This is a genomic window from Bradyrhizobium quebecense, assembly GCF_013373795.3.
In the GTDB taxonomy this organism is placed as follows: Bacteria; Pseudomonadota; Alphaproteobacteria; order Rhizobiales; family Xanthobacteraceae; genus Bradyrhizobium; species Bradyrhizobium quebecense.
The window spans coordinates 4,419,993-4,438,371 of sequence record NZ_CP088022.1; the positions used below are offsets into that span (position 1 = coordinate 4,419,993).

Here is an 18,379-nt window from a genome sequence, read left to right on the forward strand (position 1 = left end):
CGGTACAATAACCAGGCAAGAGAAGGACATCGACATCATGAAGACCATCATCCTTCTCACCGGCGTCGCCAACCAGCAATTCGCGCTCACCGAGCTGTTGAAGGCGCACAATCCGGCGCTGTCGTTCCGCTGCGCGGTGACGGCCGAGGACCTCGCGGCGATCGAACCCGAGGTGTTGTGCGAGGCCCGGCTGCTGGCGTTCACCACCAGCGTCATCGTGCCTGAAAGCATCCTGGCGGCGCTCGGCCATGGCGCCTACAATTTCCACCCGGGCCCACCGCAATATCCCGGCTGGGCGCCGGCACATTTCGCACTCTATGACGGTGCGCGCACGTTCGGCGCGACAGCCCATCTGATGGCCGCGCGGGTCGATTCCGGTCCGATCGTCGGGGTCGAGGCCTTCATCATTCCTGACAAGATCAGCGTGCGCGGGCTCGAGCAAATTGCCTATGTGCGGCTTGCTTATCTGTTCTGGCGGATGTCGCGCGATCTCGCTCGCGATCCCTCGCCGCTGCAGGAACTGGAAATCGCCTGGTGCGGCATCAAGAGCACCCGCCAAATGTACCGCGACATGTGCGAGCTTCCCGCCGGCATCAGTGCCGGCGAACTGGCTCGCCGAATCCGCGCCTTCCACGACGACTTCCGCGCTATCCCGCTAACCATCTCCGTGCACGGCATCCGCTTCCAGCTGGCGACGACCGCCATGCAGACACCCGAGGCACCGCAGGTGGCATCGCCGCCGCTCGCGGCGGCGTCATGAAGGGCGACGAGACCAGGTTGAAGCGTCATCGCGCTTGATCCTTTCGGAACGCCGCTTCGCACTTCTCCGGGTCATGCTCTAATGCCGCCAGGGTTCACCCTGTGGATCGGCAAGCATTCCGTTCAGGAGCGCTTCGGCCCGATGTAGCAGCGGCTTCGTTCCACTGCTCGATGCAATCGCAATTGCCGCGCGCAACTTGTGCAGAATGGAAGTCCTGTCGTTCTCATTAGACGCCGGCGATACCGCCGCCTCTCCGAACAACGCCTCGGCTTCCAGACCGGAAAAGCCCTGCTGCCGCGCGGTATTTCGCGCCTCTCGCAGCATGTTCAACGCGGCTGGCGCATCGCCGAGCCGGCTCAGAGCCAGTGCCAGATAGATCGAGGTACGCAGCACGATCGAGGTATAGCTCACCGACCTGGCTACCTCTCGGGCTTCGACGAGCGTAACCCGCGCGTCAGCGAGACGTCCCTGTTCCAGATAGGCAATACCAAGATGGCAGGTGATGACAGGCACGAAGAGGCGAATTCCATACTTTTGCGTAATGGCAAAAGCGTCCTCCAGGACCGCCGCTGCTTCGCCAGGATTGCCCCGACTGAGCGCCAGACAACCACCGCTATAGCCGGCGCCAACGCGATCAAATGGCCTGTTGCTCTCATTGGCGATTGCCGTCGCGCGCTGATGAAACTCGGCCCCCATATCAATCTCACCCAAGGTCGTGTGGGTCACGCTTTTCATCATGCAGCACAGCAGCTCCAGGGTTTTCGGCGTCGTCCCGGGCGGCGCGCTGGCATCCGGCCCGGACAGGCGGAGGCAAGCCTGTCCCAGCATTTGCTCCGCGTCACGATAGCGCCCGGCAATGAAATAGGCCTGGCCCAGGCTGTACTGAGCCAGGTTGAGCCAACCCGGATTGCCCCACTCTCCCGCCAGACGGGCAACCTCCTCGCCGGTTTCGATCGCCTCGACCGGGGTGCCGTAGAAGTTCTGCGCCCCCGACCTGACCGCCATCGCCGCGACCTTCCGCCCGATATCGTCGATCGCGTTGGCGCGCTCCTCCGCGTCTCTTCCGAGATCGAACCATTCGGCGACCTTGCCTGCGCTCATGAAGGCCGTGCGCGCCTCGATGCGAAGGTCGACCGCATCCGCTTCGCGCGAGCGAGCGAACGGCGTCTTGTCGAGCGCGGTCATCGCGATCTCAAAGTAGTTGGCTGCGTCGGCAAATGCCGATCGTGCCAGGCTCTTCCGCGCGGCAGTTCTGCCGTAGCTGAAAGCTTTCTGCCAGTCCTTCGCTCGCATTGCGTGATAGCAGAGCCTGCTGGGTTCATCATGCGAGCTTCCATTGCCCTCCAACGTCGCAAGAATGCGTGCGTGGACGCCTTCACGTACTTTTTCGACCATCGAGTCGTAGATGACCTGGCGGACCATTTCGTGCGGAAACTCGAGCACTCGATCCGGCTCGATATCGATCTTCACCAGAAACTCCGAGCGGTCGAGAACCGCCAGGCAGCGCTGCAGCACGGGCTCAGGGAGACCGGACGCCTCGCGCAAGATAACTTCCGTCGAGCGTGGGCCTAGCGCTGCCGCGATCTGCAACAGGGAGCGCTCCTCCCTCGATACCCGATCCAGACGCGCTGCGATGACTCCCTGGATACTGCTCGGGATACCAAGCTCGCCGACCGGACGCGCCAGCGCCAGATCGCCCCAATGCCCCCGCAGAATCCCGCTGTCCTTGAGGCCCCGGCAGACCTCTTCAATGAAGAGTGGCACGCTGGCCGTATGAAGCACGACGCGGCTCTTCAGATCGGCCATGTTCGCGGACCGCCCCAAGATATCGTCCAGCATTTCCCGTCCGGCATCCTCGGCGAGCGACCGCAACGCGGCGATCTCGGCGTTGCAGCGCGCGATCCAGTCCGGAATGCCGTTGGGTCTGCTGGTCAACAACACCAGAAGGCTAGGTATCTGCAGCGACGCGAGCGCAGCGACAACGGCCTCGCTGGCGCGATCGATCCAGTGCAGATCCTCGACGAGGATCACCGTGCGCTGGCGGGCGACCAGGCTCTCGAGAATCGCGCAGCTCGCGTCGCTGATCGCGCGGCCGCGCGCGTGTGGCTCCAGCTCGCCCCACTCTGGATCCGATATCGGACGATCCAGCACCGCATTGATGGCGGAACGCGCTATCCCGGTCAGAGTCGTCGGAGGCTCGGTCCGGATATCGGCGTCCGCCGCAGTCCCTTCGAGCATCGACAGCATGAGCGCCTTCAGCGCGCTGAACGGTGCACCTTGAAGATTCGGACTGCACTCTGCGTGGACCGGACGCCAGCCCTCGCGCTTGAGCTCGTCGACAAACTCGTGCACGAGCCGCGACTTTCCGATGCCAGGATCGCCAATCAAGAGCGCCGTCTGCCGGCTCGCCCCGGCATTTTGAGCCAGCTGCCTGAGCAACCCGGTCTCGTCCACGCGGTTGACAAACCGTGCAACGCTTCGCGCCCTGCGTACCCGCCAACTGGAGACATTGGTTGCGCCGGTCACACGGTAGATCGGCACAGGCTCGCTGAACCCTTTGAGTCGTTTGCGACCCAAATAGTCGAACTGGACATTGCCATCGGCGAGATGCTGACAAGCCTCGGACGCGTAGATCTGATTCGGTCCGGCGACCGCTTCGAGGCGCGCCGCAAGATGCTGCGCTGCTCCTCCGATCTCATAGACCTTGGAATATTCGCTGGCGACCATGTAGGTCACCACGCGCCCCGAATGGAGCCCCACCCGAACCTGGAGCGCCGGATCGCCCAAGCCCCCGATACGTCGGACGAGTTCGATCGCAGCATGGCAAGCAAGCGGCGCGTGGTTGTCGTCAGCAATCGGGGCGCCAAATACCGCGGCGAGCCCATCCCCCAATTCCTTGCTGACGATGCCGCCGAACTGGCGCACTGCGCCGCGCATGGCGGCCAGGGCCGGCTCCAGGCGGGAGACCGCCTCTTCCGGATCCAGGTCCGCTACGAGCCCCGTGGAATCGACCACGTCGGCGCGAAGGATGGTTACAAATCGCTGTTCACTGTCGGGATCGAGGCGCTTTGCTACGGCGGCACCGCATTGGGCGCACCAATTGTCGTCCGCTCCGATCGTCGATTGGCATGCAAAGCAAAGCATTCCTGCTCTCAAAGGCTGCTGCGGTCTCGCCAACTCAGCATCCCGGTGAGCAGCTTAGAGTAGAGATTACCCATCGGGACATGCTTATCAATCCGGACGTGCTGTCCGTCTGCATCCGCGCCAACCCGAGAGGTTGCTAAACTGGACGAGATACAGTCTTGAGTGGTAGGTCGAGGCGCGAGAAATCAGACGGCGCAACTCGAGCCGTACGACCGATTTCGTTCGACGTCCCCGCGTTGCACAATTTATGTATAGCCAGAGCAAGCCAAAGTTGTAATGAAAGGGAAATCCTATGGGCGGAAGAGTATACAATAACCAGCAATTCAAAGATCATATCAACGCGCATTACTATCCTTTGCAGAACATGGTCAAGAGCGTCGCTATACTTAAGGCGTCGGATCTTATCGACATCGAGACGCTGGAATATGGCCAATACCAGCCGATCCTGTCGCCCAGGCACCAGTGGCCGGGCGGGAGCGGCAAGCTGTGGCAAAAGGAGATGGGCAAGGCGCGCCTGGACCTCGCCACTCAAGCGAGCACCGCAGCCCTCTCCAAGGACGAGGCCGGCGTCGTACCGCTGACGAAATGCGCGCTGCTGGATGCCGCCGTCCGCAAATGCTTCAACTCCGAACCGCCGATCCCGATGAAGATCGACGTGAAAGAGAAAGACAAGAATGCGCCGAATGCCGATCGGCACGACATTCTGCTGACCTGGGAACACGCCAACGGAGACAATCAGCCGCCAACGCTGCTGCTGCTGACGATGGTCTGCCCGGCCTGATCCCCGATCGCAGGCGGCACTTTCCGCACGACGGTATTGCGCCCGCGCGGCTGCCTGATGGCAGCCGCATCAACCTTGGCGCGCCGGCGATGCCGTGGGGATGATCTATGACGCCGGGCGGCGCTGTTGCAACAGCGCCCTCACCGCACGCTCCGCGGCGCGAGCGGAGCCGAAATAGCCGCCATCGAGGCCATCAAAGGCGCGATCCGAGGAGAAGAAGCAGAAGCCTCTGGCGTCGCTGACAACGATACCCACGGTTCGATCCGATACTTCGATGACGTAAGCTTGGGACATGCGTGCTCGATCGCCGGAAGATGGCGCTCCTGTCTGATTGTCGGGTGCTTGGGATTTTTCTTAAGCGATCAACAACAGACGCCGGTCGCCGCCGAGACGCAGCGATGCGACATGCGGCTTCGCATGTCGCACATCAAGCTGCGGTGGTGATGTCTCATGGCGGCGGCCTTGAACAACGCGGGATATCGCGCATCAATATCCGGTCGAACCGCGCGGCGGTCAATGAAATGACCGACCAAAGATCACCGCCCGGCGCGATGCCTCATTCGCGCCGGCCTGGAAAACAGCACAGTTTTGGTAATGACGGTTGCGATCCACCGAATTGGCCGACCTTGGCCGGGCACCATGCGTCCTGGTGGCCGGCCGCGATCGCTCAGGGCAGGATCGGCGGGCGATAGGTGAAGGTCGCCATCAGGATCGCGGCCAGCAGCATCACGATCGGGAAGTGGATGAAGAATTGCACCGACGTATAACCGATCAGATCCTTCGACTTCAGGCCGAGGATGCCAAGCAGCGGCAGCATCCAGAACGGGTTGATGAAGTTCGGCAGCGTCTCGGCGATGTTGTAGACCATCACCGTCCAGCCCAGATGCGCGCCGATATCGTTGGCCGCCTTCATGATGTAGGGCGCCTCGATGATCCACTTTCCGCCGGCCGACGGCACGAAGAAGCCGAGCAGCGCCGAATAGATTCCGACCAGGAATGAGAACACAGTGGAATTGCCGGAGGCGCCGACGAACCAGTGCGCAATCGTGTCCGACAACGTCGCGCCGCTGCCGTTCGGCACCTTGGTCAGGATCTGCGCGATACCGGCGTAGAACGGAAACTGCAGCAGTACGCCGGAGACACTCGGCATCGCTTTCGAGAAGGACTCGATCAGGCTGCGCGGCCGCCAGTGCAGCACGATGCCGAGAATGAGAAAGACGAAATTGTAGGTGTTGAGCCCCGACAGCGTGATCAGCGGATTGCCCGACTGGAACGTCTGCCACAGCCAGCCGGCGGCAAGCAGGGCGATCAGGATCGTCAGCAGCGGACTGAATTCCAGCCAGTCGCCCGGACGAGCCGGCTTCCTGGCCTCGATGCGATCGTCGCCGAGCGCAACGCCGAGATCTTCCGCCGTCTTCGCCTGCTCGGGTGCCGGGGTCGTGAAATAGCAGATCGCCGCCGACACGACGCTCACCATCGCGACGGTGACCATGTTCTGCCAGGTCAGAATGGTTTCCGAGAAGCCGATCACGCCGGTGATCGGCAAAAGCGATGCCGGAATGCTGCCGGTATTGGCCTGGAGCTGCGCGGCGGACGACGTGATGCCGAGGGTGAAGCCGCAACCGAGCCCGAGATAGCCGGCGGCGCCGGCCGCGCGATAATCGAGCCGGATATCCGTGCGCCGCGCAATCTCCCGCACCAGCAGGCCGGAAAAGATCAGGCTCAGGCCCCAGTTCAGCAGCGAGAGGAAGATGCTGAGCATCCCGACAAAGACCACCGCGCCGCGCCCGGTCTTCGGCACGCTCGCGAGCCGCGCCAGCACGGCGGCGACCGGCGGCGACATCGCCACGACATAACCGCCGATCGCAACCAGGGCCATCTGCATCGTGAAGGGAATCAGATTCCAGAACCCGTCGCCGAACGCGCGGCTGACGGCGAGCGGCGAGCCGCCATGCAGGATTGCGCCTGCGGCGACCGCGATCACGGCGATCAGGACGAAGACATACGCATCCGGAAACCAGCGCTCCGCGAACGCCACCAGGGCCTGCGAAAATCGCGCCATGATGTTATCAGCGACAGGTTTTCGCAGGCTCACGGTTTGGTCGTGCGTTGCATTCGTCATCAATCTGATCCCCTTCCGGTGATGCGGTTAGCCTTCAATGGTGTTGGTCATCAAAGCGCGAGCGTGAGGTCGGTGAGCGGCACGGCCTGGCAGGCGAGGCACTGCCCCTCGCTCCCGTCGACCGGGCCGAGATGAGTGAATTCCCCATCGACCACCTCGACCGCGCAGCTTTCGCATTGCCCGACACGGCAGCCGCTCGGTAGCGCGACGCCCGCCGCACTTGCGGCGTCGAGCAGCGTCCCCTGCTCCGGTCCCCAGGAAAAGCTCTGCTTGCTGTTAGCGAGCCGGATGGTTCGCGGCGCAAGGTCGCTCGGCACCGACGGCGGCGAGACGAAGCTTTCGGCGAAGATGTCGAACCGCGGGATACCGAGCGCCACTGCAGCCTCGATCTGCGCCGCGACGAAATCCGGCGAGCCGCAGATGTAGACCAGCGGCCGGCGCGCCAAGAGCGGCTTGACCTGTTCGAGATCGAGCCGCCCCTTGCGCAACGACCGCGCGTCGACCGAATCCTGCGCGAGCGGTACCGAATAGAACGTCACCCGCATTAGCCCCGGCGTGCTGGCTTCCAGCTCTACCAGTCGCTGCGCGAACGGATGCTCGCGGCTGCTGCGGCAGCCGTGGAGCAGCAGGACGTCGGCGACGCGATCTTGTGGCGCTGTGTGTTGCAGCGTCTCGAGATGGCTGATGAACGGCGTGATGCCGATGCCGGCAGCGAGGAAGACCAGCGGCCGCGGTCCCTTCAATGGCGGCGTGAAGATGCCGCCCGGCGGCTCCAGCAGAACCTGGTCTCCAACGGCAAGACCATGCAGACGATCCGGCATGAAGAACGGCGCATCGCCGCTCCGCGCCTCATTGAAGAATCGCCCCTTCACCGCGATCGACAGCGCGTCCGGCAAATCGCCCGATCCGGTCAGCGAGTAGGCACGCGCCTCGGTCGCGCCGGGCAACGCGGTCATCACGTGTTGCCCCGGCAGGAAGTCGGGCAGCGGACCACCGTCAAGCGGCTGCAGGCTGAGGGTGATGACGTTATCGGCCTCGGCCCTGCGCTCGCCAACCACGAACCGCCGCTGGCCGCTCCAGACGCCGCGGCTGGCCACGCCGTCGCGCCTGATATCGCAGACGATCGCACGCAGCGGGACGGAGCCGCTGACCGGGTCGCGCGCATCGTCGTGCAGCACCGCGTTGATGTTGCGCGTGAGGGGGCCTGCCGCAGCCGAGCGATCGCGACCGAGCGGCGGACAATCCTCCCACCAGCCGAACTCGGCGACGACGACCCGCGCGTCGAGTGCCGCATTGAGGCGCACCTTCAGGCGCACGGCACCGCCTTGCGTTTCCACCATGGCCCAGTCGCCCTCTACCAATCCGCGCCGCTCGGCGAGCTGCGGGCTGATCTCGACGGCCGGATCGGGCGACTTTCGCCGCAGCGAGGCGACATGCCGCCAGGAGGAGTGAATGAACCAACCGCTCTTGGCGGTGGAGAGCACGAGCGGAAAGCGTTCGTCTGCCGCTGTCGTGAGCGGGCTGCCGACCGGTTCGACATGATCGGGCAACGGGTCATGCCCGTGTCCCAGCATCAGCTCCGAATAGATCTCAACACGGCGCGTCGGCGTCGCAAAGCCCGCCGCCGTTCCGTCCTCGCGCGTGACGGCGTATTTTTCATTGCGGAAGACCTGCGGGAAGCGACGTCCTTCCGGATGTTCGCGCAGATCCTCGACACCAATGCCGAGCGGCGCCAGCTGATAATTCCAGCCGGCCTTGATGTCTCCGCCGAAGAACAAGCTCCCCATGCCGAGCTTGAGCGCGAGCGCGGCGGCGATCTCGTAGTCGGCCTTCACTTCACCGATCGGCTCGACCATGCGCGGGCGAAACTGCACGGTCTCGACGGCTTGCTGCGTGATCTCGAACCCGATCTTGAGCGCGTCGCGCTCCCACGGCGTGCTGGCCGGCAGGACGAAGTCGGCGCTTTCCGCGGTCGGGTTCATGAACATGTCGATATGAACCTGGAATTCCAGCGCCTTCAGCGCCGCACGGTTGCGCTCGGTATGGCCCTGCGAGACGACGAAGTTGGTGCCGAAGGCGACCAGCGCGCGCACGCGGTAAGGTTCGCCCTCGAGCACGGCGCGGCTGAAATCGCGCGCCGTGATCCAGCCCTTCGCCGGCGGGCCGAGCGGCAGTTCGGCAAGGCCCAGCGCCTTGGCCTGCTGCTCCGGCGAAAGGATGTTGTAGTCGTTGAGAGGACGTGTCGGCGGCGGGACCGGCCAGCGGTTGCCGCCGGGCCGATCGCACGCGCCGGTCAGCGCATAGAGCGACGCGATCGCGCGCTCGATCGCGGTGGCGTTGGTGTGCTGACCGACGCCGGTCCAGGAATGATAGGCGAGCCGTGGCCGGGCGGCGAGCAGCGCATTGAATGCGTCGATATCCTCGACGCGCAACCAGGTCAGTTCCGCCACGCGCGCCGGCGTATAGGGCGCGGCGCGCTCGGCCAGCAATTCGAACGCGGTTGCCGCCGAAATCATCCGGCCGTCGCGCGCACGGATCGACAGCGCACCGCGAAGCTGGCCGCCGCGCTCCGGCGCGTATCGGGTGTCGCAAGCCACCGGCGAGCCCAGCGCATCGAGACGAACGAAAGCCTCAGGCGCGCCATCGGGCCACAACGCGTCGGCGCGCAGGAAGCGCCCGGTCGCACGATCGACCAGCAGCGATCCGTTGGTCCATTGGTCGACGAAATCCGCATCGAAGCTGTCGGTCGCGATGAGATGACGGATCGCGCCCATCGCAAGTGCGCCATCGGCGCCGGGGCGAATGCGCAACCAGAGATCGGCCTGCTGACCCGATCCGTTCGGTTTGGGATCGACGACGACGACCTTTGCGCCGCGCCGCCGCGCGTCAGCGATCCGCGTCGCCTGGGCGAGCCAGGTGCGCGCGGGATTGTGGCCCCACAGGATGATCGCATCGGCATTGTCGTAATCGGGAAAGCCGATGCCGCGACCAAAGGTCAGCGCGTGCGCATAGTCCTTGTGCCAGCCGCAGATCTCGACCGCGTAGATCAGGTTGGGACTGCCGAAGCCGCGGATGAAGCGCTCGACCCACTCAAAGCTGTCGACCATCGGCGTGCCGCTCGGCGTGGTGACGCCGAACGCCACCGCCTCGGCGCCGCTCTCGGCGCGGATCCGGCCGAGCCGGTCGGCGATCTCGGTCAAAGCCTCGTCCCACGACACCTCGATCCAGCCCGGATCGGCGGCATCGCGCGGTCGGGTTCGCTTCAAGGGCACGGTCAGACGGCGCGGGCTGGCGACGATTTCAGGGGCGGCCCGGCCCTTGGCGCAAAGCGCGCCGCCGGTCGGATGGTTATTCAGTACCTCTACGCCGACAACCCGCCCGTCCTCTACCACGGTGACAGAACCGCAGCGCGAACGACAAAGCGTGCAATAGCCGGGTAGCCGCTGTTTCACCGCCGTCTCATGTTCAAGTCAGCCCTTGTGACGCATTCTTGTAATGCGTTACACATTTACGTCATACGCTACCGGCCGCGTCAAGGCTAAGTAATAATCAGGACGAATCGGAGCTCCCGGCGAGAGGCACCCATGGACCAGAATTTGCGCGAACAGGTGCTGCAGCGGGTGCGCGCCGAGATCATTTCCGGGCAGAGCCTTCCCGGAACGATGTATTCGGTGCCGTCACTCGCCGCGAGCCTCGGCGTCTCCTCGACACCGGTGCGCGAAGCGCTGCTCGAGCTCAGCCGCGGCGGCCTGGTCGAGCCGATGCGCAACCGCGGCTTCAAGGTCGTGGAGCCGTCGCTGACCGAGCTGCGCAACTTGTTCGACATGCGCGAGGTGCTGGAGCTGCACGCCGCCGTGCTGGTCGCCGCCAATCCTCCAAAGGATCTACCAGTCGTGCGCGGCTGGGCCGATGAGATCGCCAAGGCCGTCGAGACCGACGACGTCCAGCTCTATCTGGAGGCCGATCGCAACTATCATCGCGAGTTCATCGCAGCCGCCGGCAACGAGCTCTTGACCGACATGGTGATGGGCCTGCGCGACAAGATGCGCCTCTATGGCATCAGCTCACGCGCCGGCCTCGAGCGGCAGCAGGCCTCGGTGCCCGAGCACTACCGGCTGATCGAGCTCGCGCTCGCCGGCGAGACCGAGGCATTGCCGACGCTGCTTCGCAGCCACATTCGCTCATGGGAGCCGATCTTCGTCGACGCATTGATGCGCTCGAAGGAATATGCGCGCGAGCCGCTGCGGCAGGCGCGCGGGTAACGCGCGGAGCGAAGTAGACAGCCGGCCGCGGTGACCGGCTAGTCCAGAATGCTCTTGTAGTGCTTCGAAAAGACATCGCGGCCGATGATCAGCCGCATCACTTCGGAGCTTCCCGCCAGGATCCGATTGACGCGCGCGTCGGTGAACATGCGGCTGATCGGATACTCATCCATATAGCCTGCGCCGCCGTGCAGCTGTACGCCGAGGTCGAGCATCTTCCACTCGACTTCCGATGACATCATCTTGGCCTTGGCGCCCATATTGCTGGTCAGGCGCCCCGCATTGTGTTCGGCCACGCAGTGATCGACATAGACCTGCACGAGATCGATCTCGGCATCCATCTCCGCCATGCGGAACTGGGTGTTTTGCTGTTCGGCCAGCGGCCTGCCGAATAGCTTGCGATCCATCACGTATGCGCGTGTGATGTCGAACGCCTTGCGGCCATTGGCGATTGACCCGACCGCGGAGATCAGCCGCTCCTCGGCAAGGCCCTCCATCAGATAGTAGAAGCCCCTGCCCGGTTCTCCAAGCATGTTGGCTTTAGGCACCTTCACGTTCTGGAAGAACAGTTCGGCGGTGTCCTGCGCCGGCATGCCCATCTTCTTGAGATTGCGGCCGCGCTCGAAGCCTTCCATGCCGCGCTCGACGATCAGCAGCACCATCGCGTGCTTCTTCTCGGCACCTGCGAGCCTGGCGGCCACGATCACCACGTCGGAATTGATGCCGTTGGAAATATAGGTCTTCGAGCCGTTGAGCAGGAAATGATCGCCCTTGTCCTCCGCCGTCGTCCGCATGCCCGCGAGGTCCGAGCCCGCGCCGGGCTCGGTCATCGCGATGGCCAGGATCGTCTCGCCGCTGACGCATTTGGGCAGGAAGCGGTCGCGCTGTTCTTCGGTGCCGAAGCGCTTGAAATAGGAGCCGACCAGGCGGCTGTGCAGCGTGTTGAACCAGCCCTTGCAGCCCGAGCGCGCGGTCTCCTCGATGATGATCTGCTCATAGCGAAAGTCCTCGTCGCCCATCCCGCCATACTTTTCCTCGGGCCAGATCATCAGGAAGCCGAGATCGCCGGCCTTCTTGAACGCGCTGCGGTCGACGATGCCGGCCTCCCGCCACGCCTCCAGCGCTCTCAAGCGGCGCGGAAACCGGCCGGCGTGCGGCGAAGCACTGACAAAAAAAATTCGGAGCGCCGGTTCTGCTTCAATCAAAACCGGCGCTCCGTCATTGAAACAAGCGACGCCTTACTTGCCCTTCCAGTTCGGCGCGCGTTTTTCTGCGAAGGCAGCCGCGCCCTCGCGGGCATCCTCGGACACGAAGACAGAAGCGACGATCTCCTGCTGCTTCTTCCACATCTGGTCTTCCGGCCAGAGCCGGGATTCGACGATCACCTGCTTGGATGCCTTGACGGCGAGCGGGCCATTGGCGCCGATCGCGGCTGCAAGCTCGAGTGCGGCGTCGAGGGCCGGGCCGTCGGTCACGCGGTTGATGATGCCGAGTTGGTAGGCGCGCTCGGCGCCGAAGAACTCGCCCGTCAATGCGAACTCCATCGCCACGCGGAACGGCATCTGGCGCGGCATGCGGATCAGCCCGCCGGCCGCAGCAGCCAGCCCGCGCTTCACCTCGGGGATCCCGAACTTGGCGTTGCGGTTGGCGACGATCATGTCGCACGACAGCGCGATCTCCATCCCGCCGGCGAGCGCGTAGCCGTCCACGGCCGCGATCAGCGGCTTCTTCGGGGGCGCCTCGGTGAGGCCGGCGAAGCCACGGCCCGGGATCGACGGCCGCTCGCCCTTCAGGAACCCCTTGAGGTCCATGCCCGAACAGAATGTGCCGCCGGCGCCGGTGATGATGCCGACGCTGAGGGCATCGTCGACGTCCAGCCGGTCGATCGCCGCGGCCACGCCCTTGGAGAGGGCGAGGTTGGCCGCGTTCTTGGCTTCGGGCCGGTTCAACGTGATGATCAGTATAGGTCCGCGGACTTCAGTGAGGACCGGAGTTTCTTCGCTTTGGTCTCCTGTTGCCGTGCGCTTAGCGCGGGGCCATGCGGATGGCGCCATCGAGGCGGACATCTTCACCGTTGAAGTAGCCGTTGGTGATCATGGTCAGCGCCAGCTGCGCATATTCCTCCGGCATGCCAAGCCGCTTCGGGAATGGCACCGACGCGCTGAGCGCGGCCTTGACATTCTCCGGGGCGCCCTGCAGCAGCGGGGTGTTGAAGATACCCGGCAGGATGGTGTTGACGCGGATGCCCTCGGCCATCAGGTCGCGCGCGATCGGCAGGGTCATGCCGACGACGCCGGCCTTCGAGGCCGAATAGGCCGCCTGTCCCATCTGGCCGTCCTCGGCCGCGACCGACGCCGTGTTCACGACCGCGCCGCGCTCACCGTGCTCCAGCGGGGACAGCGACAGCATGCCCTGCGCCGACTTGGCGATGCAGCGGAAGGTGCCGACGAGGTTGATCTGGATGATGCGGTTGAAGGCGTCGATCGGGAAGTGGGTGGGTTCGCCGGTCTTCTTGTCCCGGCCTGCAGTCTTCACCGCGTTGCCGGTGCCGGCGCAGTTCACCAGGATGCGCTCCTGGCCGTGCGCCGCGCGCGCCTTGGCGAAGCCCGCATCGACCTGCTCGTCGGAGGTGACGTCGACCTTGCAGAACACACCGCCGATTTCCTTGGCGATGGCTTCACCCTTCTCTTCGTTGAAGTCGAAGATCGCGACTTTGACGCCTTGTGCTGCGAGCGCCCGCGAGGTGGCCGCGCCGAGGCCGGAAGCGCCGCCGGTGACGACGGCGGCGACCGATGAATCGAGTTTCATGGCAATATCCTTTCGCGATCAGATGCGTTCGATGATGATGGCCGGCGCCATGCCGCCGGCGGCACACATGGTGACGAGACCATAACGTCCGCCGCTTCGCTCGAGCTCGTCGAGCGCCGTGCCGATCAGGATCGATCCGGTGGCGCCGATCGGGTGGCCGAGCGCGATCGAGCCGCCATTGATGTTGACCTTCTCGCGATCCAGCTCGAGGTCGCGGATGAACTTCTCGGCGACGACCGCGAAGGCCTCGTTGATCTCCCAGACGTCAATGTCGTCCTTGGTCAGGCCGGCCTTGGCGAGAACCTTCTTGGCCGCCGGAACCGGCGCGTTGAGCATCAGCGTCGGATCGTCACCCTGATTGGCATAGGCCACGATCCGGCCGCGCGGCTTGAGGCCGTGCTTCTCGGCATATTCTTTGGAGGTGATGAGGACCGCGGCGGCGCCGTCCACCACGCCCGAGCTGTTGCCGGCGTGATGCACGCCCTTCCACTCGAGGTCCGGATAACGGCGCTGGATCTGCTTCTTGAACGTCACACCGTTGCCGAGGTCGAAATCGGCAAGCTGCTCGAAGCTCGGCTTCAGCGAAGCAAGGCCTTCGGCCGTGGTCTCGGGGCGCGGGAATTCCTCACGACCGAGGGCGACGCGGCCGTCGTCGTTGAGCACCGGGATCACCGACTTGGCGAAGCGGCCTTCATCGATCGCCCGCTTGGCACGCTGCTGGCTGACCAGCGCCAGCGCATCGCAGGCTTCGCGGCTGATCCCCTCGCGCGTGGCGATGGCGTCCCCGCACACGCCCTGGTGCGACTGCGGGTGAATCTCGTCAAGCGCCGGATTGCCCGAACCCATCATCCGCGCCGGCTGTCCCGCCTTGGAGCGCTCGGCCGCGAGGGTCTGCTGATAGCTCATCATCTCGGTACCGCCGGCGATGACGCAATCCTCCATTCCCGACATCACCGAAGCTGCCGCGAGGTTCACCGACGTGATGCCGCCGCCGCAGAAGCGATCCAGCGTCGTGCCGCTGGCGTTGATGTCGTAGCCGGCGGCGAGCGCCGACATGCGTCCGAGATCGCCGCCCTGCTTGCCCTCCTGGGTCGAGGTCGACCAGATGATGTCATCGACGGTCGATGTATCGAGCTTGTTGCGCTCCTTGAGCGCGCCGAGCACCGTTGCCGCCAGTTGTTGCGGATGCAGGTGCGACAGCGCACCCTTGCCCGGCTTGCCGATGCCGCGCGGCGTGCGGACCGCGTCAATGATGTATGCTTCAGACATGCGTTTCCCTCTACTTTGGATGTTTCTTGACTGTGGGCTCGTGCCGGGGGTCCCAACCGTTTCGGGTCTTCTGCCCCGGAACAAGCCGAGGCGTCAGCGGTGTGGCGTCACCGCAAGCGGCGCGGTAACCGGCTTGCGCTGATCTTCGAAGTACTCGAAGCGCGAGTTGATCAGCATCGACGGTTGCGCCGTTGCGCGCTCCCGATCGTCGGCACAGACGGGCTTGTCGCCCCCCTCCGCAAACAGCGGGACGCCGGGCGCGGCGGCGTGAGGACCGAGAGCATATTTCTGCTCTTGCGGCAGGTAGATCAATTGGCCGATCTGGGTGAGGGTCAAGGTGAGACGGGAGACCGTCGATCGGGGAAGACCGCAGCGATCGGCGATTTCGCGATTGCCCAGGCGTATGCTTCGACCTTCGAAGCAACGCACGATGTCGAATGCGCGCGATACCACCTGTATCACGCGCCGGTTGTCCGTGCCGGCGCTGTCTTGCGCCATCAGTACCTCAGATCGACGTCCCATCGTTTACGCCTCACTCCTCATTTTTCATACGGGTGAATGAAACCCACCCTGGTTCGGGCAGGACGCGCCGGTCCGCGACAGCGCGGGCGCGTGCGAACGTGGGTGCGGGATGTAAAGGCAGGGATTGGCGGCGAGCGCCGCGCCGGTGGACTAGCCGAGTGAAGCCGCGACCGCGCGGGGCAAGCAGCTTCGGATATCGGTCGCCGGCCAGCATCAGGCGGATTCTTTCCCTAGGGTTTCAGACCTTAATTAATTGATTAATTAGTCAGGTGCTTAAAGTGGGCGCTTCCCCCTGTCAACTGCCGTTGCCGCAGGGCGCCCCGCGTGCCGAAGGCACCTCGCGCATCGCTCAAGCCGCTCGGAGCCGTAGCAGCTGCCAATCTGTCGCGACGAACTTCAGCAGTGCTGGACCGTGGTCGAACGAAATGTCCGACATGAGGGCACGCAGGCTCCGACGCATGACGCAGAAGCGGACGCGGAATCACGCGCCGGTCGTCGCACCGCGCGGCCGGTCCGTCACTCGCAAGACGAACATAGGAAAGATGTGAGTGAATTCAGGAAAGGTAGCGCGGAGAGAGCAATGCGCTTGTCGAAACAGAACGCGACCGCTGGCCGGAGTGGCCGTTACGAGGGCTAAACCTAAGCTTTGAAAGCTTGGTGGGCGCACCAGGGCTCGAACCTGGGACCCGCTGATTAAGAGGCAGCTCCTTTATGGGTTATTGCAGATACTTAGCTGTAAAAACCCATCTCAGCGCGGTCATATACATCAATAGGTTACGACCGAATTGTAAATCACAATCCGCTCATTGCTTGAAGCCGCAATGGCCTTTTTCCCTGTCCTTAGCGATGGAAGGAGAGCGGACGACGAAGCGTGGTGGTGACCGGATCGCCCCGGGCCCGCTCAAAACGGTCTGGTTGCGGGTTCGAGTCCTGCCGGGCCCACCAAGAAGATCAATATTACCTTATTGGATCCTGGTTGCCCCCAGCGCGACGACCGCATCAGAAACCGCACCACGAGATGCGCCGAGTGACGCACTGAAAGGCTTGCTGTGTTTCGGCGTGGAATAAGGACCCCGTATTCGGGGTGATCGGCATCCAATCGGGACCCCGGGGCAAGGGTCCACAGTGGCTTCCATTGAGTCATGGAAGCCGAGGTTGGGATGCTGGTGGTGGAGACGATTGCCAAGGTCCGTCGCGCCTATTTTGTTGATGGTCGTCCGATCAAGGCGATCTGCCGAGAACTCGGCGTGTCGCGGAAGGTGGTCCGCAAGGTTATCCGTTCTCAAGCAACCGAGTTCCGGTACGAACGCGAGACGCAGCCGCTCCCGAAGATGGGGCCGTGGAGTTCCGAGCTTGACCGGCTGCTGGCGGCAAATGAGAGCAAGGCGGCACGGGAACGGCTGACGCTGATCCGGTTGTTCGAAGAGCTTCGCGGCTTGGGCTATACCGGCGGCTATGACGCGGTTCGTCGCTACGCGCGACGCTGGAGCCGGGAGCGCGGCGCCTTGACAGCATCAGCCTATGTGCCTCTGAGTTTTGCCCCCGGCGAGGCCTATCAGTTTGACTGGAGCCACGAAGTGGTCCTGCTGAGCGGGGTCACGGTGATCGTGAAGGTGGCTCACGTCCGGCTTTGCCACAGCCGGATGCTGTTCGCGCGGGCCTATCCGCGCGAGACACAGGAGATGGTGTTCGACGCCCATGACCGGGCGTTTGCGCTGTTCAAGGGAGCCTGCAGGCGCGGCATCTACGACAACATGAAGACCGCGGTGGAGACGATCTTTGTCGGCAAGGGACGCCTCTACAATCGCCGCTTCCTGCAGATGTGCAGCCACTACCTGGTCGACCCGGTGGCCTGCACGCCGGCGTCGGGCTGGGAGAAGGGCCAAGTCGAGAACCAGGTCGGGCTGGTCCGCGAACGCTTCTTCACGCCACGGCTGCGCTTCAAGACGCTGGATGAACTGAACGCCTGGCTACTCGAAAAATGCATCGCTTACGCCAAAGCGCATCGGCATCCGGAGTTTGCGGACCAAACCATCTGGGAAGTCTTCGAAGCCGAGCGACCAAAGCTCGTTCCGTATGCCGGCCGCTTCGACGGCTTCCATGCCGTGCCCGCCTCGATCTCCAAGACCTGTCTGGTGCGCTTCGACAACAACAAATACTCGGTGGCGGCGAGCGCAGTCGGACGCCCGGTCGAGGTCCAGGCTTATGCCGATCGCATCGTGATCCGCCAGGACGGCCGGATCGTCGCTGAGCATCAGCGGTCCTTCGGGCGCGGCGAGACGACCTACGATCCCTGGCACTATGTGCCGGTACTGGTTCGCAAACCTGGCGCCTTGCGCAATGGAGCTCCCTTCAAAGGCTGGGTGCTGCCAGCCGCTATCGAGCGGATCCGGCGCAGGCTTGCCAGCACCGACGATGGCAATCGGCAGATGGTCGACATCCTCAACGCGGTGCTGACTGACGGTCTGCCCGCGGCGGAAGCCGCCTGTGCCGAAGCGCTCGGTCACTGCGTCCATTCCGCCGATGTCGTTCTCAACATCCTGGCCCGTCAACGCGAGCCCGCTCCACCGGCCAACATCATGACACCGGCTGCCCTGACGCTTCGCCATGCGCCGATCGCCGATTGTGCCCGCTACGACAACCTCCGGAGGACCATCTGATGGAACGGACCCAAATCTTCGACCTCATGAGATAGATCTTGCGAGCCTGGG

General features: G+C 64.0%; 12 protein-coding genes and 1 pseudogene. 4 read left to right on the top strand and 9 right to left on the bottom strand.

Annotated elements, in window-relative coordinates:
- The first annotated feature begins 34 nt into the window (after window positions 1-34).
- Entirely contained in the window at window positions 35-760 is a 726-nt protein-coding gene (locus HU230_RS21495) for a formyltransferase family protein (RefSeq protein WP_176534929.1), read from the top strand.
- A gap of 78 nt (window positions 761-838) precedes the next feature.
- Here HU230_RS21495 and HU230_RS21500 read toward each other — a convergent pair whose 3' ends face one another.
- Window positions 839-3,904 (bottom strand): ATP-binding protein, encoded by a 3,066-nt coding sequence (locus HU230_RS21500; protein ID WP_176529957.1) that lies wholly within the window; start codon window positions 3,902-3,904, stop codon window positions 839-841.
- 364 nt (window positions 3,905-4,268) lie between these two features.
- Between HU230_RS21500 and HU230_RS21505 the strand changes: the two genes are divergently transcribed.
- Complete coding sequence (locus tag HU230_RS21505) at window positions 4,269-4,685, top strand: hypothetical protein (RefSeq protein ID WP_224943415.1); 417 nt, start codon at window positions 4,269-4,271, stop codon at window positions 4,683-4,685.
- Window positions 4,686-4,790: 105 nt separating this feature from the next.
- Here the strand turns inward: HU230_RS21505 and HU230_RS21510 are convergent, their stop codons facing one another.
- From HU230_RS21510 to HU230_RS21520, 3 genes are all read right to left on the bottom strand, one after another.
- Window positions 4,791-4,979, bottom strand: a complete 189-nt coding sequence (locus HU230_RS21510) for a hypothetical protein (protein ID WP_176529955.1) — start codon at window positions 4,977-4,979, stop codon at window positions 4,791-4,793.
- 373 nt (window positions 4,980-5,352) lie between these two features.
- Entirely contained in the window at window positions 5,353-6,747 is a 1,395-nt protein-coding gene (locus HU230_RS21515; protein WP_224943417.1) for a short-chain fatty acid transporter, read from the bottom strand.
- 110 nt (window positions 6,748-6,857) lie between these two features.
- Entirely contained in the window at window positions 6,858-10,259 is a 3,402-nt protein-coding gene (locus tag HU230_RS21520) for a molybdopterin-dependent oxidoreductase (RefSeq protein WP_176529953.1), read from the bottom strand.
- A gap of 132 nt (window positions 10,260-10,391) precedes the next feature.
- Between HU230_RS21520 and HU230_RS21525 the strand changes: the two genes are divergently transcribed.
- Window positions 10,392-11,069, top strand: coding sequence for a GntR family transcriptional regulator (locus HU230_RS21525; RefSeq protein ID WP_176529952.1), 678 nt, complete (start codon window positions 10,392-10,394; stop codon window positions 11,067-11,069).
- A gap of 38 nt (window positions 11,070-11,107) precedes the next feature.
- On the opposite strand, the gene HU230_RS21530 is transcribed toward HU230_RS21525, so the two are convergent.
- The 5 genes and pseudogenes from HU230_RS21530 to HU230_RS21550 all read right to left on the bottom strand — a co-directional run.
- Complete coding sequence (locus HU230_RS21530; protein ID WP_234633832.1) at window positions 11,108-12,274, bottom strand: acyl-CoA dehydrogenase family protein; 1,167 nt, start codon at window positions 12,272-12,274, stop codon at window positions 11,108-11,110.
- A 33-nt stretch (window positions 12,275-12,307) separates the two neighbouring features.
- Entirely contained in the window at window positions 12,308-13,018 is a 711-nt protein-coding gene (locus HU230_RS21535; protein WP_234633833.1) for a crotonase/enoyl-CoA hydratase family protein, read from the bottom strand.
- A 76-nt stretch (window positions 13,019-13,094) separates the two neighbouring features.
- Entirely contained in the window at window positions 13,095-13,877 is a 783-nt protein-coding gene (locus HU230_RS21540; protein ID WP_028340063.1) for an SDR family NAD(P)-dependent oxidoreductase, read from the bottom strand.
- An 18-nt stretch (window positions 13,878-13,895) separates the two neighbouring features.
- The gene (locus HU230_RS21545; protein WP_176529950.1) at window positions 13,896-15,146 is read right to left on the bottom strand and encodes an acetyl-CoA C-acetyltransferase; all 1,251 of its coding nucleotides are present in this window, start codon (window positions 15,144-15,146) and stop codon (window positions 13,896-13,898) included.
- A 258-nt stretch (window positions 15,147-15,404) separates the two neighbouring features.
- Window positions 15,405-15,668 (bottom strand): annotated as a pseudogene (locus HU230_RS21550) (helix-turn-helix domain-containing protein); the annotation flags it as partial.
- Between the two features lie 1,160 nt (window positions 15,669-16,828).
- On the opposite strand from HU230_RS21550, the gene istA reads away from it, so the two are divergent.
- Complete coding sequence (gene istA / locus HU230_RS21555) at window positions 16,829-18,328, top strand: IS21 family transposase (RefSeq protein WP_176534928.1); 1,500 nt, start codon at window positions 16,829-16,831, stop codon at window positions 18,326-18,328.
- The last annotated feature ends 51 nt before the right edge of the window (window positions 18,329-18,379 follow it).